Annotated in this window: 15 protein-coding genes; 5 read left to right on the forward strand and 10 right to left on the reverse strand. The window is 65.2% G+C overall.

From position 1 onward, the window contains the following. The first annotated feature begins 1 nt into the window (after nt 1). Nucleotides 2–2,314: a DNA topoisomerase IV subunit A gene (gene parC / locus VIM12_RS11050; RefSeq protein WP_331941684.1), complete on the forward strand. Its 2,313-nt coding sequence runs from the start codon at nt 2–4 to the stop codon at nt 2,312–2,314. A 208-nt stretch (nt 2,315–2,522) separates the two neighbouring features. Here the strand turns inward: parC and VIM12_RS11055 are convergent, their stop codons facing one another. Together VIM12_RS11055 and VIM12_RS11060 are read right to left on the reverse strand one after the other, a co-directional pair. After that, nucleotides 2,523–3,254, reverse strand: coding sequence for a hypothetical protein (locus VIM12_RS11055; RefSeq protein WP_331941685.1), 732 nt, complete (start codon nt 3,252–3,254; stop codon nt 2,523–2,525). After that, nucleotides 3,251–8,548 (reverse strand): DUF6531 domain-containing protein, encoded by a 5,298-nt coding sequence (locus VIM12_RS11060; protein ID WP_331941686.1) that lies wholly within the window; start codon nt 8,546–8,548, stop codon nt 3,251–3,253. The genes VIM12_RS11055 and VIM12_RS11060 overlap by 4 nt, the downstream gene beginning before the upstream one ends. A gap of 325 nt (nt 8,549–8,873) precedes the next feature. Between VIM12_RS11060 and VIM12_RS11065 the strand changes: the two genes are divergently transcribed. Beyond that, nucleotides 8,874–10,493: a methyl-accepting chemotaxis protein gene (locus VIM12_RS11065; protein WP_331941687.1), complete on the forward strand. Its 1,620-nt coding sequence runs from the start codon at nt 8,874–8,876 to the stop codon at nt 10,491–10,493. Between the two features lie 98 nt (nt 10,494–10,591). Here VIM12_RS11065 and VIM12_RS11070 read toward each other — a convergent pair whose 3' ends face one another. Next, entirely contained in the window at nt 10,592–11,482 is an 891-nt protein-coding gene (locus tag VIM12_RS11070) for a helix-turn-helix domain-containing protein (protein WP_331941688.1), read from the reverse strand. A 141-nt stretch (nt 11,483–11,623) separates the two neighbouring features. Here VIM12_RS11070 and pobA point away from each other — a divergent pair, with 141 nt between their 5' ends. The 3 genes from pobA (at nt 11,624) to VIM12_RS11085 (ending at nt 15,409) form a co-directional block, all read left to right on the forward strand. Beyond that, nucleotides 11,624–12,805, forward strand: coding sequence for a 4-hydroxybenzoate 3-monooxygenase (gene pobA, locus VIM12_RS11075; RefSeq protein ID WP_331941689.1), 1,182 nt, complete (start codon nt 11,624–11,626; stop codon nt 12,803–12,805). A 126-nt stretch (nt 12,806–12,931) separates the two neighbouring features. After that, nucleotides 12,932–14,107 carry an ABC transporter substrate-binding protein gene (locus tag VIM12_RS11080; RefSeq protein WP_331941690.1) on the forward strand — a complete coding sequence of 392 codons (1,176 nt, stop codon included), beginning with the start codon at nt 12,932–12,934 and terminating at the stop codon, nt 14,105–14,107. A gap of 249 nt (nt 14,108–14,356) precedes the next feature. Further along, the gene (locus VIM12_RS11085; RefSeq protein WP_331942035.1) at nt 14,357–15,409 is read left to right on the forward strand and encodes a glycerophosphodiester phosphodiesterase; all 1,053 of its coding nucleotides are present in this window, start codon (nt 14,357–14,359) and stop codon (nt 15,407–15,409) included. Between the two features lie 37 nt (nt 15,410–15,446). Here the strand turns inward: VIM12_RS11085 and VIM12_RS11090 are convergent, their stop codons facing one another. The 7 genes from VIM12_RS11090 to VIM12_RS11120 form a co-directional block, all read right to left on the reverse strand. Continuing rightward, nucleotides 15,447–16,148 carry an ABC transporter ATP-binding protein gene (locus VIM12_RS11090; RefSeq protein ID WP_331941691.1) on the reverse strand — a complete coding sequence of 234 codons (702 nt, stop codon included), beginning with the start codon at nt 16,146–16,148 and terminating at the stop codon, nt 15,447–15,449. Further along, nucleotides 16,132–16,893 carry an ABC transporter ATP-binding protein gene (locus VIM12_RS11095; protein WP_331941692.1) on the reverse strand — a complete coding sequence of 254 codons (762 nt, stop codon included), beginning with the start codon at nt 16,891–16,893 and terminating at the stop codon, nt 16,132–16,134. Before VIM12_RS11095 ends, VIM12_RS11090 begins: the two co-directional genes overlap by 17 nt. Continuing rightward, entirely contained in the window at nt 16,890–17,912 is a 1,023-nt protein-coding gene (locus VIM12_RS11100) for a branched-chain amino acid ABC transporter permease (RefSeq protein WP_331941693.1), read from the reverse strand. Before VIM12_RS11100 ends, VIM12_RS11095 begins: the two co-directional genes overlap by 4 nt. Then, nucleotides 17,909–18,763 (reverse strand): branched-chain amino acid ABC transporter permease, encoded by an 855-nt coding sequence (locus VIM12_RS11105; protein ID WP_331941694.1) that lies wholly within the window; start codon nt 18,761–18,763, stop codon nt 17,909–17,911. The genes VIM12_RS11100 and VIM12_RS11105 overlap by 4 nt, the downstream gene beginning before the upstream one ends. 96 nt (nt 18,764–18,859) lie before the next feature. After that, the gene (pcaC, locus tag VIM12_RS11110) at nt 18,860–19,249 is read right to left on the reverse strand and encodes a 4-carboxymuconolactone decarboxylase (RefSeq protein WP_331941695.1); all 390 of its coding nucleotides are present in this window, start codon (nt 19,247–19,249) and stop codon (nt 18,860–18,862) included. Beyond that, nucleotides 19,242–20,030, reverse strand: coding sequence for a 3-oxoadipate enol-lactonase (pcaD, locus tag VIM12_RS11115; protein WP_331941696.1), 789 nt, complete (start codon nt 20,028–20,030; stop codon nt 19,242–19,244). The genes pcaC and pcaD overlap by 8 nt, the downstream gene beginning before the upstream one ends. 11 nt (nt 20,031–20,041) lie before the next feature. Then, the gene (locus tag VIM12_RS11120; RefSeq protein WP_331941697.1) at nt 20,042–21,403 is read right to left on the reverse strand and encodes a 3-carboxy-cis,cis-muconate cycloisomerase; all 1,362 of its coding nucleotides are present in this window, start codon (nt 21,401–21,403) and stop codon (nt 20,042–20,044) included. Nucleotides 21,404–21,415 lie beyond the last annotated feature (12 nt).

Consider the following 21,415-nt stretch of genomic DNA (forward strand, 5'->3'; position numbering starts at 1 on the left):
CATGACTGAACAAGCCAGCCTGTTTGAACAGATGCCGTCCGGCGACGGCGAAGCCCTGACGCTCGCGACCTTCGCCGAGCGCGCCTATCTCGACTATGCCATCTCGGTGGTCAAGGGCCGCGCCCTTCCCGACGTGAGCGATGGCCAGAAGCCGGTCCAGCGGCGCATCCTGTACGCGATGAGCGAACTCGGCCTCGACCCCGCGGCCAAGCCGCGAAAGTCGGCGGCGGTGGTCGGCGACGTGCTCGGCAAGCTGCACCCGCATGGCGACCAGTCGGTGTACGACGCGCTGGTGCGCATGGCCCAGGACTTTTCGCTGCGTTATCCGCTGATCGACGGCCAGGGCAATTTCGGTTCCCGGGACGGTGATGGGGCGGCGGCGATGCGCTACACCGAGGCGCGCCTGACGCCGATCTCCCGCCTGCTGCTCGACGAGATCGACATGGGCACGGTCGACTTCGCGCCCAATTACGACGGCTCCAGCGAGGAGCCGAAGCTGCTGCCCGCGCGGCTGCCCTTCGTGCTGCTGAACGGCGCATCAGGGATCGCGGTCGGTCTTGCCACCGAGATCCCCTCGCACAATCTGAAGGAAGTTGCGGCGGCGGCAGTGGCGCTGATCCGAAATCCGAAGATGACCCATGCCGAGCTGATGGACCTGATTCCGGGACCGGATTTCCCGGGCGGAGGACAGATCATCACGCCGAAGTCGGCGATCGCCGAGATGTACGAGAACGGGCGCGGCACGCTCAAGGTGCGCGCGCGCTGGAAGATCGAAGACATGGCGCGGGGCCAGTGGCAGGCGGTCGTCACCGAACTCCCTCCCGGCACTTCCGCGCAGAAGGTGCTGGAGGAGATCGAGGAACTCACGAATCCCAAGGTCAAGCTCGGCAAGAAGTCGCTGTTGCCGGAACAGCTCGCGATGAAGCAGACCATCCTCGGCGTGCTCGACACCGTGCGCGACGAATCCGGCAAGGACGCGCCGGTGCGCCTGGTGTTCGAGCCGAAGTCGAAGAACCTCGACCAGGCCGAGTTCATGAACATGCTGTTGCATCACACGTCGCTTGAAACCGGCAGCTCGATCAATCTGGTCATGATCGGCGGCGACGGCCGCCCGCGCCAGAAGGGGCTGGGCCATATCCTGGGCGAGTGGATCGCGTTCCGCTTCACCACCGTCACCCGCCGCACCCGGTTCCGCCTGCAAAAGGTCGATGACCGCATCCATATCCTCGAAGGCCGCGAAGCGGTGCTGCTCAACATCGACAAGGTGATCCGCATCATCCGCGAGTCGGACGAGCCCAAGCCGGCGCTCATCCAGGCATTCAAGCTGTCGGACCGGCAGGCCGAGGACATCCTGGAAATCCGCCTGCGCCAGCTGGCGCGGCTGGAAGCGATCAAGATCCAGCAGGAGCTTGCCGCGTTGCGCGAGGAGAAGGTCACGCTGCAGGACCTGCTCGACAATCCAAGCTCGATGAAGCGGCTCGTCATCAAGGAAATCGAAACCGATGCCAGGCAGTACGGCGACAACCGCCGCACGCTGATCGAAGAAGCCGAACGTGCCAGCTTCGAGCAGAAGGTGATCGACGAACCGGTGACCGTCGTCATTTCGCAGAAGGGCTGGGTGCGGGCGCGCGGCGGCCATGGCCACGACCCGTCACAGTTCACGTTCAAGGCAGGCGACGGCCTGTACGACACGTTCGAATGCCGCACCGTGGATACGTTGTTCGCCTTCGGCTCGAACGGACGCGTCTATTCCGTGCCCGTCACTGCCCTGCCCGGCGCACGCGGCGACGGCACGCCGATCACTACGCTGGTTGAACTTGCCAGCGGCACGCGCCTGCTGCACTACTTCGCCGGTCCGGCCGACATCCAGCTGCTGCTCGCAACCACCGCCGGCAACGGTTTCACGGCGAAAACCGGCGACATGGTCAGCCGCATTAAGGCGGGGAAGGCCTTCATCACCCTGGACGAGGGCGACGAACCGCTTGCGCCGCGCGTCGTTACGCCGGCCGCGAGCGCGATCGCCTGTCTCTCGGAGAAGGGCCGGCTGCTGGTCTTCGGACTGGACGAGATCAAGACCCTGTCCGGCGGTGGCCGCGGCGTCATCCTGATGGAACTGGAAAAAACCGAAAAACTGGTGGCGGTGCAGCCGATCAGTCAGAAAGGCGTCATCGTCTCCGGCACCGGCCGCGGCGGCAAGACGCAGGAAGTGAAGCTCAGCGCGGACGGCTTGGCGCAGCATATCGGGAAGCGGGCGCGCAAGGGGAAGGCGCTGGAGTCGAAGTTGAAGGCTAGTGGGTTGAGTGCGGTGGGGTGAAACCGTGGCATGACCGCGTCATGACTGTGCCCTGAGCGTCCAAAATGCGCCTTCCATAGAGTCAACAGGAACGGGATATTTGCTTCCGTACGTACGATCGTCTCTCTCGTATCCCCTGCATGTTCATCTTGCGTGGCAAGGCAATCATAGCTGCCAATCTTTGGGGACAGTAAGGAGATCAGTTCTTCAGAATCGCTGAGCCACGATCTCACTCCTGCGGCTTTCTCCAGCTCGACTGCTCATTGCCGTTTGGAAGCCTCTTCTCAGTCCATCTCACAAGATCTTGGTAGTTGGCGCAGATGGACGCCAGAATCCCTTCCGCAGAGTCTTTTGGAAAAGCGGCTTCGCAAACATCAAAAGATTGTCCGACCTTATTCCACTGCAGCACCCTTCCGCCGCTTGGTAGCACTAGTACTGGAAGCGTTTCGCCTTTGATCGCAACTGGCACATATGGGACGACTGTCACTGTAACTTCCATATAGGAGATGTGTGCGTCAACTAAGTGAAACGCTCCTCCGCCGATACCGCGGAAAAGCATCATCCTTTGGACAGACCGCATGCCGCCAATCCCGACAGTCGCCGTGAAATCGCAGTTGCCGTCCATGTCGAAGTCCATCCAGGTAATGACACTCGGCTCATCGTTGGGATAGATGAAGCCGAACTCAACGAGGTCATCCCTCAATTCTGCAATTTCTTCATTCGTCCATGAGCTCTCGTCATACACGTCCGCTCGTGGATCGGAGGTCGGGTCGTATTGTGCGAGGAACTTCGCAAGGTCTTCGCGCGAAGGCGCAACGCGAGCACATTGACGCTTCATGTCGAGTGCAAGACGCTTTTCAGGAATTCCTGTCGAGCGGTCGGAAGCGCTCGCGACGCCTCGCTCTGACGTGATGAGAATCGACGCGCCGAAAAGAATTGTGATGTACCAACGACGTTTCATTTCCACTCCAGTCTGTTCATCCGCAAATACCCGTCGCCGGCCGGCTCGTCACGACGCGCGCAGAATGTCGCGTTGTAATGCGGCCTTACTCCATCGACGTAAGACCTCGCGCCGTTCTGAAGGTACAGGATTTCGTTGACTAACTTCTGCTCCTGAGTTGACGAAAGGGTCTCAGCAGAAGTCAGCGCTAGACGCCGACGGGCCTGTCTCATCTTCAAGAGTAGAAAGCTTCTAGCCAACGTATCGAATTTCCTTTTGTCGGCAAGCGTCTCCAGAAGTCCCCGCCCACTTGGTGTGTCAATAATTGCAGCCCACTGGAATCCGGCCCGCGCCTCACCCGCACTCACTGGAGATCGAATGTAGAGATTGAGTGCAATCTGCGACGCACCAAGCTCACTGCGCGCCTTCTGGAGCAATCCTTCGACCTCTGGCCCGTCCCGCAACCGCCACCTATCCCAAAAGCACGCTGCCTTCTTACATCCATCAGGGCCGGCCTTGAATCGCTGGTGTACTGTAGCGAGATTTGCGGCAATTTCGCCAAACGACACCATGCGGTCGTAGTTTTCTTTGCCAAGTCCCGTTTGCCGCTCGAAGTCGCGTTGATTCTCCTCCCATCCACGAGAAACTATGGCTGCGTTCGGACGTCCGCTGGACCCTTTCGCCAAATCGTTGAACCATCGCTGGACGGAAGTCGTTGTCTCGGCCAGTTCAGCTCGCTGGGCTGCCGTTATCCCTAGCACAGCTAGTTCCGTTGGCGAGAGACCGTTCAAGGCCTCGATGAGAGCTGGGGGCGTAAACTGTATCCAGCCGTACGAAGCAGGCTGTATATTTTTTGTCCCGGGTCTTACGGCGGGATTCCAGGTGATCGCCGGGCATCCGCGATATCTGTCAGAGGCACAGTCCTGATCCGTCGATGCGATAGAATTTCTGGCTTTGACCTCATGAATCTCGATCGCCTTCTGTACACGCTTGAGGAGGATCTCATCCGATGACAGCCCTTCATCACACTGAATCAGCCGATTGGGCTCGGTTCGCGAGCGGGATGAGGGGTTGAGCGTCCCCTGGTTGCCCATGGCGATGACCGGCAGCGAAGCGACGTCACGTGCGATACATGCATCCGTGCTGAGATCTTGGCCGGTGACTTGTCGAATGATGCCCATCGCATCGGCGTCGGCAATTTCCATCTCGAAGGCGTCGGGCGAGTACAAGCCGGTTCTTCGTATGTAGTGCCCGGAGAAATCGCCCATGCGGTTCTTCGGGCTTCTCTCTCCCGTGAATAGCCTGGCTTTCGCTCCGGCCTGCAGGTATGTTCCCTGCGCGTCATGCACGAGCACCTTGTCCTTGTGACCTTCGATATCCCAGACAACGAACGCCCAGTGCCCTTGGTTCGGCTGCAGGTCCTTGACCGCCTTCACGCCGTCGTCGATCGCGTAGTACCTGATGCTTGCCCACCCGTCGGGATCGACGTGGTTGAGCAGATCGCCGCCGGCGTAGGCGTATAGGTCCAGATAGCCGGCGTCGATTCCGGCGGGGTCCGGGCTCAGGAATTCACCGCGCCGGGGATCGTAATAGCGGGCAAGGTTATAGTGCAGTCCTGTTTCTTCGTCGGCGTATTGATTCACCATGCGTAGCGGCTGCTCGATGCGGCGTGCGGCGGCGTCCGTGCTTGTCAATCCGCCGCCGGCGTCCAGGGTGCCCATCCATAGTACGGACTTCTGCCCGTCGCTTGCGGCCGTGACCGCGCCGCGATGATCAGTGTGGAGGTAGACGATTCTTGGACCGGCGAAGAATTCCCGCAGCTTCTCGTGCCAGTTTCTTGCCGGCGCAATCCACGCGACCGGCCGCCAGCCAAGGTAGATGAACTGCCTTGTTATCTGGCCGCTTGCGTCCGTCTCCGCAAGAAGCTGCCTGTCGTTGTAGATGAAATGGCGCGTGCGCTCCGGCCTGTCGCCCACCATCTTCGTAACCCTGCGTCCCCGTGCGTCGTATTGATAACGGGCGACGACCGTGCCGGCCCTGCGCACTTCGATGAGGCGGCCGCCGGCGTCCCACACAAGCTCGGCTTCGCCTGCGGCGTCGTGCAGGGCCAGGCGATTTCCTGCAGCGTCTGTCGCGGGCCGCGCATGGTCACGGCGCGACAGCGGCTGGGAGGAGGATATGGCCGGGACTGGCGATATGCCTGCTGGTTGGCCTTGCGCATTGCGCGACGCTGCTTCACCCTGCAAAGCCGCGCTATGCTGTCCGTTCCGGCTGGCGGACAGGATCCGGCCAGCCGAATCGCTCGTGATCGCGTAGGAATGAAGGCCGTCGTGATACGTCTGCAGGCGCCACGGCCATCCGGCATTGGCAGTCTGCTCGTAGCGCGCGTGCATCCTCAAGCCATTTCCGAACTTCCAGCCGGTCGCAACCGCAGTCGCATGGCTGCCGGCACCGGCCTCCAGGCCGGAGTCGTACGGCCGCCCCTGCAACCACTGCACGGCGCTCACAACGGTCTTCCGGCCGAACCAGCGTTCGAGCGCGATCTCACTGATCTGTTCGGTTCCCGGGGCTGCTTGCGCATGGCGCATGTACTGCGCGGGAAGGGCGGTCTCCGATCCCTTCGCGTCGATTACCGACATCCACATTCGGATGGTGCGCCCCTCGGCGTCGTACTCATGATTGACCGCATAGCGGAGCTTTCCTATCTGCTGGAGTTCCTGCAAAGGCTGGCCGAACGCGTTCCTGCGTATCCGGATCGTGCTGTCGGGCGCCTCCCGGTCCGGGACATGACGGACGACATCGCTCACCCGCATGCCGGCATACTTGAGCACCACCTGCTCTTGCAGGCGTCCGCCTCCGTCGCTGCGTACGAAGCCAATCAGCTTCCCTTCGCCGTCATAGCGCATGGCCGTCACGTTGTTGTTTCCGTCGGTGATAGTCTTGATGCGCGCGCTGCCGCCAAGGTAGGCGGCTAGCCTGATCCCCTGCCCCTCGTTCTGCACGCCGACCAACCGGCCGAAGTCATCCAGCCACCGGCGTGCGACCGTGTGCTTTTCCTGGCCATATCCGGCAAGCAGGATTTCCGTGACATCATGTTCCAACACGCTTCCTGTCGGTCCAGCCCGGTACCATACGGGCACGGATTGGGCAGGCGCATCCGCTTGCGCCGTCGTCAGGTTCGCGTTATCGGGTGCTGTGTGGCCGGCCTCACTCTGGCTTTCACCTGGCTTTGCGTCCGTCAGGGCGGGCGCGTCAATCTTCAAATGCCGTACCTCCGCACGGGCGCCCTTTTCCCCCTCGGCAGCGGCCAGGTTGGTGGCGGTTCGCGTAATCGACCGAAGTTGCCCAAGTGGCGTGAATACCTGCTCGGTGCGGATGTTCGTCGCGCCGTCGGAGACGTCGATGGTCGTTGGTCTGCCGCCTGCGCCTCGGCTCGCGATCGAAGTGAGGTCGCGGCCTACGCGTTTTACCTCCACAGGCAATCCGCTTTCCGGGTTGTACCGGATGCTGGTCAGGTCGGGCACGTCGGCCGGCGCGCGATCACTATACGGTCCCTTGATGCGTACCGGCAGGCTCTTGCCATTGATGCGCGCATATTCGATCGTGGTGAGGCGATGGATAGGCACGGCTTCTTCGCTGGCGACTTGGCTCCATCCATTCTCTTCTATCCGCGTGGGCTGGTGCATCGCGTTGTAAGCGATGTGCACCACGTGGTCGCGCCCGGCAACGACGCTCGGCCGTACTACGCGCACAGGATATGGATTTGCCGACGTTGCGCCGGTGCCCTCCGCGTATTCATAGCGGATGAGCGGCGCCGGCTTGCCGGCTTTGTCGCCGGAAAACTGCATGCGGCTCGCGGTCGTCATCCTGCCGGACCTGTCGAACGCCGTCCTGGTTCCATGCACCGGCTTCCCGTCGTCGTCCAGCTTGATGCGGGCGACGGGGCGACCAATCCCGTCGTACTGGTAGCGGACATTCGTCTCGCCGCAACTGGCGCAACCCGCGCCGCGTACCTCCAGTACCCGATGCTCTCCACCGATGATGGCGTGCCGATAGCGCGTCATCTGCCCGAGGCTGTTCGTCAGGACTGTCGTGCCGGGCTCGCTGCGGTCGAAGGTCACTTGATCGCTGCCGGTGCCGGGAACGGGATTGCCGTCCTTGTCACGCCGCTGCGGTTCGCCGCGGACGCTCATCACGCCCTTGCCGCTGGCGTCATAGGCGTAGGTCGCGATCCGCTCGTGCATGGCCTGGCCGCCACTGACCGTGCCGCTACTGGTGATGCCGGTCAGCAGTGTCGGATGCTGCGGGTCTTCATAGTGGTACAGGCGGCTTGCGCTGCTGGTCGTGACACCCCGGTCCGTGTACGGATGGCGCTTGCGATTGCCGTCGTAGTAGGCCGGAAGGGAGACCCTGACGAGGTTTGCCAGCACGCTGCCGGCGTTGGATGCCGCGCCCTTCGGCATCTCGCTGCCGTAGTCGTAGCGAAACTCGCCGACGGGACTGTCGATGCCGATGACGCCCTTGTAGCGACCGCCTGCGGTACGCTGCTCGCGGTCCGGGTACTTCAGTTGCAGGCTGCGGCCCTGAGGATCGGTGACCTTGAGCAAGCGGCCATCGGGGGCGCGTTGCAGCGAGACGAACTCGCCCGTGGGGGCGAGGATCTGCACGAGCCGGCCCTGGTGGTTGAAGGACAGCTTCCTGCCGCCGGGCCAGGTCCAGGTGTAGTCGTTGCCGGCAACGGTCTGACGTATGTGTATCGTGCCATGCGAGGGGTCGGGGCTTGCGCATTGGCTCGGGTTGGCGGGATCCCGGTTGAAGATGCGCCTTGAACCATCCGCCTGCAGCACGTGGATGCTGTTGCCGCGCACGAACAGGTCGGTCTCGTAGGACAGGCGCCACCCGCGGCCAAGGATGCCGGCCTGCTGACCGGGCAGGCTGAAGGCGCTGTTGTAGTGGCGAACGATTTCAAGGCCGAGCACGCCGGGCAGCGCAGCCAGGTCCACCTCGCGCTGGTACTTGTTGCCGGTGATGAGATTGATCGGATTGCCGGCGCCTGTACTGATGCCCCCGGAGTCCGACTGGGTCGCAGGGCCCTGCGCGGCGCACGTGGCACCGGACGCCACCGGCCCGCATTGCGACGGCGGCAGCACCGACAAGGCCGCGGGCATGCAGCCCGGACCGGGCGACGGACAACCGACGGCGGGTGAATCGATGTCGGGAGACTCGGCGAGTGCCGCGGCGGCGCCAAGGACCATTCCCGGACAGGCGCAAAGGAAGACGCGCCACGTGGCGCGCAAGGGGCAGAGCAAATTCATTCGATTGGCAGCAAGGAAGGAGTGGTTGCACGTCTTCTTGCTCCGGCGGGCAGCCGCTGGTCGACTGCCTGTTTATCGATCGTACCCGCGAGGGTCGACGCTTTGTTGTGGGAACGCGTATTGCTGTTTTTGCAATCGATGCAGTGTAGGGAAACATCGTTGGCGTGTCCATGCTGAACTGGCAGTTTTGCAACGCTGCGCGCGGGAAGAAATTCCCCTTGACGCTTGGCGCTGTGGCACAATAATTGCTAACAGGCAATGAGCCTGGACGGGGCGCCGCGGCTCTATCCGACCGGCGGACAACGTGAACTCACAAAGGTCAGACATGCTCAACAACCTCACGATACGCACACGGCTGATCGCCGTGCTCGGCCTTCTCTGCATTCAGCTTGTCGCCGGCGGCATCATCGGCATCGGCAGTCTCGGCATGGCGAACAGCTCCCTGAAGGAGATCTATGACGACCGTCTCGTGCGCCTCGGCGCCCTCGACCGCATCATCCGTCTGATCGACGAGAACGAGTCCGGCATCAGCAAGGCGCTGACGGGGGAACAGAGCAACCTGGAGCAGTCGCTCAAGCGTATTGCCGAGCGCAACAAGACCATCGACGTCGAGATGACGGCATTCCTGGCGTCCGGGTTGTCACCTGCCGAGCAGAAGCTGGCGGAGTCTTTCAATGCGCATCACAAGAAATACGTCGACGAAGGCATCAAGCCGGCAGTCGATGCGCTGACAGTGCTTGATACGATGTCGGCGGTGACGGCGGTGCACGGCCCGATGACCGCGCTGCTCGGGCCGGTGCGCAACGACATCAATGCGCTGGTGCAGCTGCAGCTGGATAACGCGAAGGCCGAATACCAGGCCGCCGAGCAGACCTACCAGCTGGTCAGGACCTCGTGCGTGATCGCGATCCTGGCCGGGCTCGCCTTCGCCGTGGTAGTCGGTGCCAAAGTGATCCGCACGATCTCCGGCCAGCTGGGACTGGCCGTCAGCGTCGCCGAAAATGTCGCGCGCGGCGACCTGAGCCAGGAGATCCGCGTGTCCGGCACGGATGAGACGGGGCGGCTGATGGCGGCGCTGAAGAACATGAACGACAGTCTCACGCACATCGTCGCCAAGGTACGGCATGGCACCGGCGTCATCGCGTCGGCATCAGTGCAGATTGCGTCGGGCAATGCCGACCTGTCAGCGCGGACAGAAAGCCAGGCAGGCTCGCTGGAGGAGACCGCGGCATCGCTCGAGGAGCTGACTTCCACCGTGAAGCAGAATGCGGACAGTGCACGCCAGGCCAACCAGCTCGCCGCAAACGCCTCCGCCATTGCCGACGACGGCGGCCAGGCGGTGTCGCGCGTGGTCGATACCATGAACGACATCCAGGGCGCGTCGCGCAAGATCGTGGACATCATCGGCGTCATCGACGGCATCGCCTTCCAGACCAACATCCTCGCACTCAACGCCGCGGTCGAGGCAGCGCGTGCCGGCGAACAGGGCCGCGGCTTCGCAGTCGTTGCCGCGGAGGTGCGCAGCCTCGCGCAGCGCTCCGCCGCCGCCGCGAAGGAAATCAAGGGCCTGATCACCGACACCGTCGAGAAGGTCAATGGCGGCACCGTCCTGGTCGACCAGGCTGGTGCAAAGATGCATGACGTGGTGCAGAGCATCCAGCAGGTCACCACCATCATGCGGGAAATCATGGCCGCCGGGCAGGAGCAGACCTCCGGCATCGAGCAGATCAACCAGGCAGTCAGCCTGATGGACCAGGCCACGCAGCAGAACGCGGCGCTGGTCGAGGAAGCAAGCACCGCCTCGACGAATCTGCGCGAACAGGCCGCGGCACTGGCCGACGCCGTCAGCGTGTTCAAGCTCGACGCCACGGCCGATGGCAGCGGCGTCGATATGCCGACGCTTGCCGGTTCCGGCCGCCTCGCCCTGCCCGGCGCGCAGGCCTGAGGGATGCAACGGGGGATGCGCGTCGCACGCGTATCCCTTGTGCACCCGCCTGCGGATTGCAACGCTTCTCTTCCCGCCTTCAGCCCGCACCGGCGCAACTAGCGCACTGCATTGTCCTGCTCCGCCTGACGGCGGAAGTCCTTCGGCCCCTGCCCGACACGCCGCTTGAAGAAGCGCGTGAAATAGCCCGGGTCGGAAAACCCGATCGCATAAGAGACCTCGGCGATGTTCATCGAGGTGTAGACGAGCCTGCGCTTCGCTTCCAGCAGCAGCCGGTCATGGATCAGGTCCAGCGCCGACCTTCCCGCCGCCCGCCTGCACAACAGGTTCAGGTGCGCGGCACTGATGCCCAGCTCGCGCGCGTAGCGCGAGACCGGATGATGCTGGCCGTACCAGGCATCGACCAGTTCGCAGAATCGCGCGAAGTGCCGGCCGGCGGTGCTGCCCGCGTGCACTTCCGGGCGCGGGGCCAGATGGCGCGACAGGGCGATCAGCAAGGCGGCAAGCAGGGTCTCCATCAATGCATGGCGAAACGGCGCGCGACTTGCGTATTCGCGCATGAACGCCTCGAACAGCATGTGGAGGTGGGTGCCCTCCGCATCGTCGGATAGCGTGTGCAGGCGCGGCGCCGGCAGCGGCAGGAGGCCCCCGTCGATGTCGCGCAGCAGGCGGCTGGCAAGCGGATAGGCAATCGTGATCACGCAGCCGAGGGCGTCCTGCTGGAAGTGGAAGCCGTGGATGCAGGACTGCGGCACGGCCAGCACCTGGCCGGCGGTCATCGCGAAATGCGCGTCGTCCAGCTGCACCCGCGCATTGCCGCGCTCCAGGTAGAGCAACTGGAACAGGCCGACGTGGCAATGCGGCTTGATGTGCCAATCGTGCAGGCTGCTGCGCGAGGCAATCGACTCGCAATGCACCATGTCGGGGCGCAGCCATGCATCCTGTTCCCCGTAGAGCTTGTAGACCGGTACTGCCGTGGCTGGGACCATGGTGACCTCGGCGGCGGGTTGAGAACGCGCACGGGGCTTCCCCCGATACGCGAAAAGTACAATTCTTTGTTGAATAAGTCTATTCCCCGCCGGCCCCCTGCGCGCGATCATCGGTCTAGCGACGACGGTGGAGGGGAAAGGATGAAGACGCAGGTGGCGATCATCGGCGCCGGTCCGTCGGGCCTGCTGCTCGGGCAGCTTCTGCTGCGCCTGGGCATCCCGAATGTGATCCTCGAGGCGAAGTCCGCCGCGCATGTACTCGGCCGGATCCGGGCGGGCGTGCTGGAACAGGGCACGGCGGACCTGCTGCGGGAAGCGGGTGCCGGCGAGCGCATGGACCGGGAGGGCCATGTGCACGAAGGCATCACCCTCGCCTTCGATGGCCGGCAGCAACGGATCGACCTGAAGCGCCTGAGCGGCGGCAAGAGCATGCTCGTCTACGGCCAGACCGAGGTCACGCGCGACCTGATGGCACAACGCGAGGCCGCCGGCGGCATGACGATCTACGAAGCGCAGGATGTGCAGCCGCGCGGCTTCCTCGGCGACCGCCCCCGAATTGATTTCATGCGGGAAGGCGAACATTTCACGCTGGAATGCGTGTACATCGCCGGCTGCGACGGGTTCCACGGCGTCTGCCGGCAGTCGGTGCCCGCGGCGGCGCTCAGATGCTTCGAGCGCGTCTACCCGTTCGGCTGGCTGGGCATACTGTCGCGCACGCCGCCGGCATCGCCGGAATTGATCTATGCCAACCACGAACGCGGCTTCGCCCTGTGCAGCATGCGCTCCGACATGCTGAGCCGGTACTACGTGCAGTGCACGCTCGAGGACAAGGTGGCCGACTGGAGCGACGAACGATTCTGGGAGGAGCTGAAGCGCCGCCTGCCGCCCGCCGTGGCGACAACGCTGGTCACCGGACCGTCGATCGAAAAGAGCATCGCGCCGCTGCGCAGCTTCGTGGCCGAACCGATGAAGTTCGGACGCCTGTTCCTGGCGGGCGACGCCGCGCACATCGTCCCGCCGACCGGGGCCAAGGGGCTGAACCTGGCGGCCAGCGACGTGCGCACGCTCTACCAGGTCCTGAAGATCCGCTACGGGCAAGGGCGGGAAGATGTGCTGGACCGGTATTCCGATACCTGCCTGCGGCGGATCTGGAAGGCCGAGCGCTTCTCCTGGTGGATGACTTCGCTGCTGCACCGGCTGGATGACGACCCGTTCTCGCGGCGCATCCAGCTCGCCGACCTCGACTACTACACCGGTTCCGTCGCCGGCCGGACGACGATTGCCGAGAACTATGTCGGCCTGCCCTACGAAGAGATCACGTGAAGGCGCGACCGGATCGCGTCCCGCGGCCGGCTGCAGGACGAATATCAGATCGACTATGATTTGCAGACCGGCCTGAGCGGCCGGCAAAAACCAGGCGCCGCAACGGCCAACGAAAGGAGACTTGCCATGCATCCCAGGAACCTCGCCGCATCCATTGCCCTGCTCGGCGCCTGCGCCGTTCCAGCCGCTCCCGCGCTGGCACAGGAGGCCATCAGGATCGGGCTGATCGCGCCGTTCTCCGGGCCGTTCGCGGACTACGGCAAGCAAATGGAAGGCGGCATCAAGGCCTACATGAAGCAGCACGGCGACAAGGTCGCGGGCAAGAAGATCGAGCTGATCCTGAAGGACACCACCGGTCCCGTGCCGGAGGTCGCCAAGCGCCATGCGCAGGAACTGGTCGTGCGCGACAAGGTGGACTTCCTGGCCGGCTTCGGCCTGACGCCGGAAGCGCTCGCTGTCGCGCCGGTTGCCGAACAGGCGAAGAAGCCGATGGTGATCATGAATGCCGCTACCTCGGTCATCACGACCAAGTCCGCCTACGTCACGCGGGTGTCGATGACCCTGCCGCAGATCTCGGCGCCGATGGGCACCTGGGCGGTGAAGAACGGGGTGAAGAAAGTCGTCACCCTGGTCGCGGACTACGGCCCGGGCATCGACGCCGAAACCGCGTTCAAGACCAGCTTCACCGGTGGCGGCGGACAGGTGCTGGAATCGATCCGCGTGCCGTTGCGCAACCCGGAATTCGCGCCGTACATCCAGCGCATCAAGGATGCGAAACCGGAAGCGGTATTCATCTTCGTGCCGGCGGGCGAACAGGCCGTGGCCTTCATGAAAGGCTACCGGGAACGGGGCCTGGCGGAAGCCGGTATCCGCGTCATCGCCACCGGCGACCTGACCGACGACCATGTACTGCCCGCGATGGGCGATGCCGTACTCGGCGTCACCACCAGCTTCCACTATTCCGCTGCACACGACTCCCCGGAGAACAAGGCCTTCCTGAAGAACTTCGCCGATGCCAATCCCGGCGCCGGCCGTCCGAATTTCATGGCCGTGGCCGCCTATGACGGCATGCACGCCATCTATGAAGTGGCGAAGAAGTTGAACGGCAAGATCGACGGCGACAAGGCGATGGCGGCGTTCAAGGGCATGAAGATCAACAGTCCGCGCGGCCAGATCATGATCGACCCGGCGACGCGCGATGTCGTGCAGACCGTCTACATCCGCAAGGTCGAGAAGGTCAACGGCGAGCTCTACAACATCGAGTTCGACAAGTTCGCGGATGTGAAGGATCCGGGAAAATAAGCGTGTCGGAAGCACTGTGCGATTTTCCGGGCAACCGGCTGCCGCTGTGCGCCGGCTTCCCGGCCCGGGCTGCACGCCTGTCGCCTCGCCGCTGCGGCGGGGCCGGGACGACTGACACGCTGCGGTCACGGGCGCGCTTTGGCATGCAAAGCCTGCTATCGACGGAAGGTGGTCTGCATGAAGACGATGTCGAGGACCGTGCTCGCCCTGTCCACGCTATCCGCCCTTTCCGGACTTGTAGCGTCGCCAATGCGCGTGGAGAACGCTGACATGCCGCTGGCGAAGGAGCGGGATGCGCCCGTCGTCATCGCCCACCGCGGCGCCAGCGCACTGCGACCCGAACATACGATCGCGTCCTATCGGAAGGCGATCGAGGACGGGGCCGACTTCATCGAGCCGGACCTCGTCATCACCCGGGATGGTGTCCTCGTCGCCCGGCACGAGAACGAGATCTCCGGCACCACCGACGTTGCGGCGCGGCCGGCGTTCGCCGCGCGCAAGACCACCAGGGTGATCGACAACGAGCGGGTGACCGGCTGGTTCACGGAAGACTTCACGCTTGCCGAACTGAAGACACTGCGCGCGAAGGAGCGCATCCCGCGCAATCGTCCCGCCAATATCCGGTACGACGGCCAGTTCGACATCCCGACGCTGCAGGAAGTGATCGCGCTTGCGCAACGCATGTCGGCACTGACCGGAAGAACCATCGGCATCTATCCCGAGACCAAGCACCCCAGCCATTTCAGGTCCATCGGGCTGCCGCTGGAGGAGCGGCTGGTCGAGCAGCTGCATGCGGCCGGGTACAAGGGAAGGCATGCGCCGGTCTACATCCAGTCTTTCGAGGTGGCGAATCTGAAGGAAATCCGGGCGATGACGGCACTGCCGCTCGTGCAGCTACTGGCGGCCGCCGGCCAGCCCGAAGACTTCCGGCGCGCCGGCGATGCAAGGGGCTACAGGGATATCGCGAGCACCGCCGGGCTGCGTGAAGTGGCGACCTACGCCGATGCGATCGGGCCGGCGAAGGAAATGGTGATCGGGCGGGATGGCAGCGGCAGGCTTGGCGTGCCGTCATCGCTTGTGAGGGACGCGCATGCCGCCGGCTTGCGCGTGCACCCCTATACCTTCCGTCCCGAGAATCCCTTCCTGCCGCTCGACCTGCGCGGCGCCGATCCCGCCTCGCCGTCGCAGCGCGGCGACCTCGGCAAGGAACTCGCCGCCTACCTTGCTGCAGGGGTGGACGGGTTCTTCACGGACGACGCCGCCGAGGGCCGCGCGGCGGTGGAGGCATTCCGGCGGAAGTGAATGTGGTGACCGGCGGGAAGCCTGGCGTCGCCGTCCTTCAGGCCACCGCGACCAGCCGCGCGAGCGTCTCCGGGTCGCGCAGCAACGCGGCACTGTCCGTCGCATGCACGACCCGGCCGCGCTCCAGCACCATCGCCCTTTTCGTCAGCGACAGTGCCAGCCGCGCATGCTGCTCCACGATGATGACGGCCATGCCGCGGTCGCTCACCAGCGACCGGATTGCGTGCGTAAGTTCCTGCACGATGACCGGCGCCAGGCCCTCCATGGGTTCGTCCAGCAGAAGAAGCACGGGATTGACCATCAGCGCCCGCGCGATCGCCAGCATCTGCTGCTCGCCGCCGGACAGCTGGTTGCCCATGTTCGTCCGGCGCTCCTGCAGTCGTGGAAAAAGCTGGTAGACCTTCGCCACCGACCATTCGCCCGGACGCGCGACCGCGATCAGGTGCTCCTCCACCGTGAGCGACGGGAAGACGTGGCGTTCCTGCGGCACCCAGCCAAGTCCCGCCTGGGCGCGCAGGTGGGTCGGCATGCGGCTGATGTCCCTGCCGCGCCAGACGATGCGGCCGGCGTGGCGACGCGTAAGTCCCATCAGGGTCACCAGCAGGCTGGTCTTGCCCACGCCGTTGCGGCCCAGCAGGGCGAGGCTGTCGCCCTCCTGCATGCTGAAAGACACCTGTTCCAGCACCACCGCATCGCCGTAACCGGCCGATACCTTGTCGAATTCAAGCAGCTGACGCATGTTCCGCCTCTCCGAGATAGACCTCCTTCACCCGCGGATCGGCACCGATCTCCGCGGGCGTGCCCTCGGTCAGGACCTTGCCGCCGACGAGGACGGTGATGCGCTCCGCGAAACGGAAGACCAGGCCCATGTCGTGTTCGATGAACAGGATGGTGACTTCGCGCGGCAGGCGCGCGATGGCATCGAAAAGTTCGACGCTCTCCGCCGAGGGAATACCGGCGGCGGGTTCGTCCAGCAGCAGCACGGCGGGCCTGGTGGCGAGCGCGAGCGCGATCTCGACCAGTCGCTGCTTGCCGTAGGCAAGGCTGGCCGTCCTGCGGTCAGCGTCGCGCTCGAGATTGAGACGGGCGAGCAGCGCCATCGCTTCGTCCGCCACCGCGTGGTGGCGCGCCACCGTCCTGAACCAGATGCGGTGCATGCCCTCGCGCTCGAAGATCGCCAGCATCACCGACTCCAGCACGGTGAGGCCGGCGAACAGGGTGTTGATCTGGAAGGTGCGGGTCAGGCCGCGCTTGACCCGCCGGTGCTGCGGCAGGCCGGTGATGTCGTCGTCGCCGAAGTACACCCGGCCCGCACTGGGGGCGAGATAGCCGGTGAGCAGGTTGATGAAGGTGGTCTTGCCGGCGCCGTTCGGGCCGATCAGCGCATGCCTGGCTCCGGCGGCAAAGCGGAGGCTGATATCACTGTTGGCGACGAACGGTCCCCAGCGGCGGGTGAGTCCTTCGGTGCGTAGTGCGGTCGTCATGCTTTCCTCCCGCCATCGTTGCGGCGTGCGGCAAGGGCGCGCTCGATGCCGCCGAGGATGCCTCCCCGCGCGAACAGGACGATCACGACCAGCAACAGGCCGATCCAGAATTGCCAGTAGACCGGATCGATGCCGGCGACATAATCCTGGGCAATCATGAAGACCATCGCGCCGACCAGGCCTCCGTACAGGCGGCCGGTGCCGCCCAGCACGAGGATGATCAGCAGCTCCGCCGAGCGCGAGAAGCTCAGCGATTCGAGGCCGACGAACTGGGTGGTCTGTGCCAGCAGCGCGCCGGCAAGGCCGGCAATCGCGGCACTGACGGTGAAGACGGTGACCAGCCGGGCATTCACGTTGACGCCTATCGCCGGCATGCGGCGCGCGCCCTCGCGGATGCCGGCCAGGCCGAGCCCGAACGGCGAGCTGACCAGGCGGCGTGCGAACACGAACACCATGAACAGGACCGCCAGGCTGTAGAGGTAGCCGGTCTTGCCGAACAGGTCGAATTCAAACACGCCGAACAGCTTGTCCATGGCCATCCCGGACAGCCCGTCCACGCCGCCGGTGACGAAGGCGGCCTTGTTCGCGGCCTCGAAGGTCATCAGTCCGATGCCGAGCGTGACCATCAGGCGCGTAAGGTCCCGTCCGCGGACGACGAGAAAGCTGGTGAGGAAGCCGAACAGTCCTGCAACCAGTCCGCCGGCGAGCAGGCCGCTGACCGGTTCGCCCCATCCATGCACGGACAACAGGCCGGCCACGTAGGCTCCGGCGCCAAAGTACGCCGCATGGCCGAGGGAGACCATGCCGGCATAGCCGAGGATCAGGTCGAGCGACAATGCGAACAGGCCGACGATCATGATCTGGCTGCCGAGCACCAGGTAGCCCGGAAACAGGAAATAGGCCGCCACCGGCAGCAGCCAGAACAGGACCTCGGCCAGCCGCCAGCGGTCGTCGGGCAGCCGGCGCCTGCGCACCGTCCCTGAAGGCGTCGCCGCGGCAGCGCGGATGGCGTCGCTCATGGGCGCCTCCCCAGCAGGCCGGACGGGAACAGCAGCAGCAGCGCCACCATCAGCGCGTAGATCACGAAGGCGCCGACGTCCGGCACATAGTACTTTCCGGCCACGTCGAACACGCCGAGGATCAGCGCGGCGGCCAGCGGCCCGCGGATCGTGCCGGCACCGCCGACGGCGACCACCAGCAGGAAGTACACCATGTACTTGATCGGGAAAGTCGGGTCGAGGCCGAGGACATCGATGCCGAGCCCGCCGCCGAGGCCGGCGAGTCCGGAGCCGAGCGCGAAGGTCAGGCTGAAGATGCGGTCGACATTGATGCCGAGGCCCGCCGATGCTTCCTGGTTATCGACGGCGGCGCGGATACGCGCCCCGAAACGGGTCCGCTCGAGCAGCAGCGCAAGCACGATCGTGATGACGACCACCACGGCGATCATGAACAGCCGGTAGGCGCCCACCTCGAGTCCCGCAATCGATACCTGGCCGCGCAGGAAATCCGGCAGCGGCACCGGTTGCTGCCGCGGCCCCCAGACATAGGTCGCGCCGGCAATCGCCATGAAGGTGAGACCGATCGAGAACAGCACCTGGTCGAGGTGGGTCGCCTTGTACAGCCGCCGGTAGAGCGTCCGCTCGAGCAGCAGTCCGGCGAGCGCGCTGGCGATGAAGGCGGCCGGCAGCGTCAGCAGGAAAGGCACCCCGGCGCGCGCCATCAGGGTCACGCAGACATAGCCGCCGAGCATGGCGAACGCGCCGTGGGCCAGGTTGATGAAGTTCATCAGCCCCATCGTCACCGACAGGCCCACGCTGATCAGGAACAGCAGGCTGCCGTAGGCGATGCCGTCGAACAGGACGCCGATCATCGCGGCCTCCGGCACGCAAAATGACGCATGTGGTCTCCTCGCATTGTCTGTCGAGCAGGCGTCTGGCGCGCCCTCGCTCACGGCATCGCGACTGCTTCAGGTCGCTTCGCCGTCCATTTCCCGGAACACCTCGGACGCCACGCGAAAGGCGGCGTTGGCGGCCGGCACACCGCAATATATCGCGGCTTGCAGCAGTACTTCCTTGATCTCGTCGCGGCTGACGCCATTGTTGGCGGCCGCCCGCAGGTGCAAGATGAGTTCTTCCTCCCGGTTCAGCGCCACCAGGGCCATGAGGGTCAGCAGGCTGCGCGTGTGGCGCGGCAAGCCGGGGCGGGTCCAGATCTCCCCCCAGGCATAGCGCGTGATCAGGTCCTGGAATTCTTCATTCAACGGCGTGAGCCGCGCCTGCGCACGATCGACGTGGGCGTCGCCAAGCACCGCGCGCCTGACTGCCATGCCTTGCGCTTGCCGGTCGCGCTCATCCATGCTGCGCCTCCTTCAGGAAATCCACTACCCCGCGGGTGAACAGCGCGGCCTGCTCCCAGTTCGAAAGGTGCGCCGCATCCAGTTCGAGGTAGCGGGCTCCCGGGATCTGCCCGGCCAGCCAGGCGCCGTCCGTGGCCGGCGTCGCCAAGTCATGGGTGCCGGCGATCACGAGCGTGGGCACGGCGATGGTCGAGGCGGCATCGCGCTGGTCCATGTCGCGCACCGCCGCGCAGTTGGCCACATAGCCGGCGCTGTCGGTGGCAAGCAGCATGTCCCGCACTTTTCCGACGTCCTGCCCGGCGCGGGCGACATGGCCGGGCGTGAACCAGCGGTCGATCACGGCCGGCACGATCGAGGCCATGCCTTCGGCGCCGACCTTTGCAATGCGCGCATCCCAGGTTTCCGGCGGGCCGATGCGGGCGGAGGTATTGCACAGGACAAGCCGGTGCAGCCGGCGTGGCTGATGGATGCCCATCCATATTCCGGTCATGCCGCCCATCGACAGCCCGCAGAAATGGGCGCGGTCGATGCCGAGCGCATCCATCAGCGCCACCACGTCGCCGCCGAGCTGGTCGATGCGGTAGGGCCCCGGCGGCACCGACGACGCGCCGTGGCCGCGGGTGTCGTAGCGCAGGACGCGGAACTGCTCGAGCAGCGCGGGCATTTGCGGCGCCCACATGTCGAGCGTGGTACCCAGCGAGTTGGACAGGATCAGCCAGGGCGCATCCTCGCGCCCCTCGACCTGGTAATGCAGGCGTACATCGGCATGGTCAAGAAACATGTTTACTCCCATCAGGTGCGCCGCCGGTGCGTTTCCAGCACCCGGTCGACGAATTCGCCTGCCTGGCCGAGGTAGTGCGCCGGCTCCAGCAGGCTGTCTATCTGTTCAGTGGACAGGTGCGCGGTGACGTCGGCGTCTTCCAGCAGCACGTCGCGCAGCTGCCTGCCATCCTGCACGGCGCGCCGGCAGGCGGCTTCCATTGCCAGGTGCGCCTGCATCCGGCCGAGCGTCGGGCCGAGCGCGAGCGTCACCGCCTCGGCCAGCAGGAGGCCGTTGGTAACGTCCAGGTTGGATTGCATGCGCCGCTCGTCGACGCCAAGGCCTTCGGCGATGGTGCGTACCTGCTGCAATGCGCCCGCGGTCAGCAGCACGATTTCCGGCAGCGTGTCCCATTCGGCCTGCCAGCCGCCCAGGGCACGCTCATGCTCCTGCACCATCCCGGACAGCATGACGGATACCAGCGGCGGGACCCGCGTCGCGGCAGCCAGGACGGCGGCGCAGGCGACCGGGTTGCGCTTGTGCGGCATGGTCGACGAGCCCCCCTTGCCCGCGGCTGCCGGCTCGGCGGCCTCGCCCACCTCGGTCTGCATGAGCAGCGAAACATCGCGCGCGATCTTGCCGAGCGAGCCGGTGAGCATGCCGAATACCGCGGCCGCCTCGGCCATGCGGTCGCGCTGCGTATGCCACGGGATGTCGGGCAGGTCCAGCCGGAGCTCCCCCGCGAGTGCCTGGGCAACCCGCAGCCCCTGCCCGCCCAGGCTGGCAAGGGTGCCGGCGGCACCGCCGAACTGCAGCGCGAGCACGCGGGTGCGTACGGCCGCCAGCCGGTCCTGGTGGCGCTGCAGGCCATCCAGCCAGCCGGCGACCTTCAGACCGAAGGTGAGGGGCAGCGCCTGCTGCATCCAGGTGCGCCCGGCCATCGCCGTATCGCGATGGCGGCGCGCCTGCAGCGCGAGCGCCGCGGTCAGTGCCACCAGTTCGGCATCGATCAGGTCCAGCGCGGTGCGCAGTTGCAGCACGAGGCCGGTGTCGATCGCGTCCTGGCTGGTCGCGCCCCAATGCACATAGCGGGCCGCGTCGGCGTCTTCGCCGGCGACCAGGTCGGTCAGCTGCTTCACCAGCGGGATGGCAAGGTTGCCGGCGGGAGCCGCTGCCGCCGCGAGCCCGTCGAAGTCGATCCGGTCCGCATTGCAGCAGCGGGCAATCGGCTCGGCGCAGGCGGCAGGGATGACGCCGGTGCGTGCCTGCGCCCTCGCCAGCGCCGCCTCGAAATCGAGCATCCCCTGCACGCAGGCCTGCGCGGAAAATATCGCGCGCGCGGCGTCCGTGGAAAACAGGACGCCGGTGAGGCTGGCGAGGGGCAGCACGGCCATTGCGGTCCTGGC

The organism is Noviherbaspirillum sp. (assembly GCF_036563305.1).
GTDB lineage: Bacteria > Pseudomonadota > Gammaproteobacteria > Burkholderiales > Burkholderiaceae_D > Noviherbaspirillum.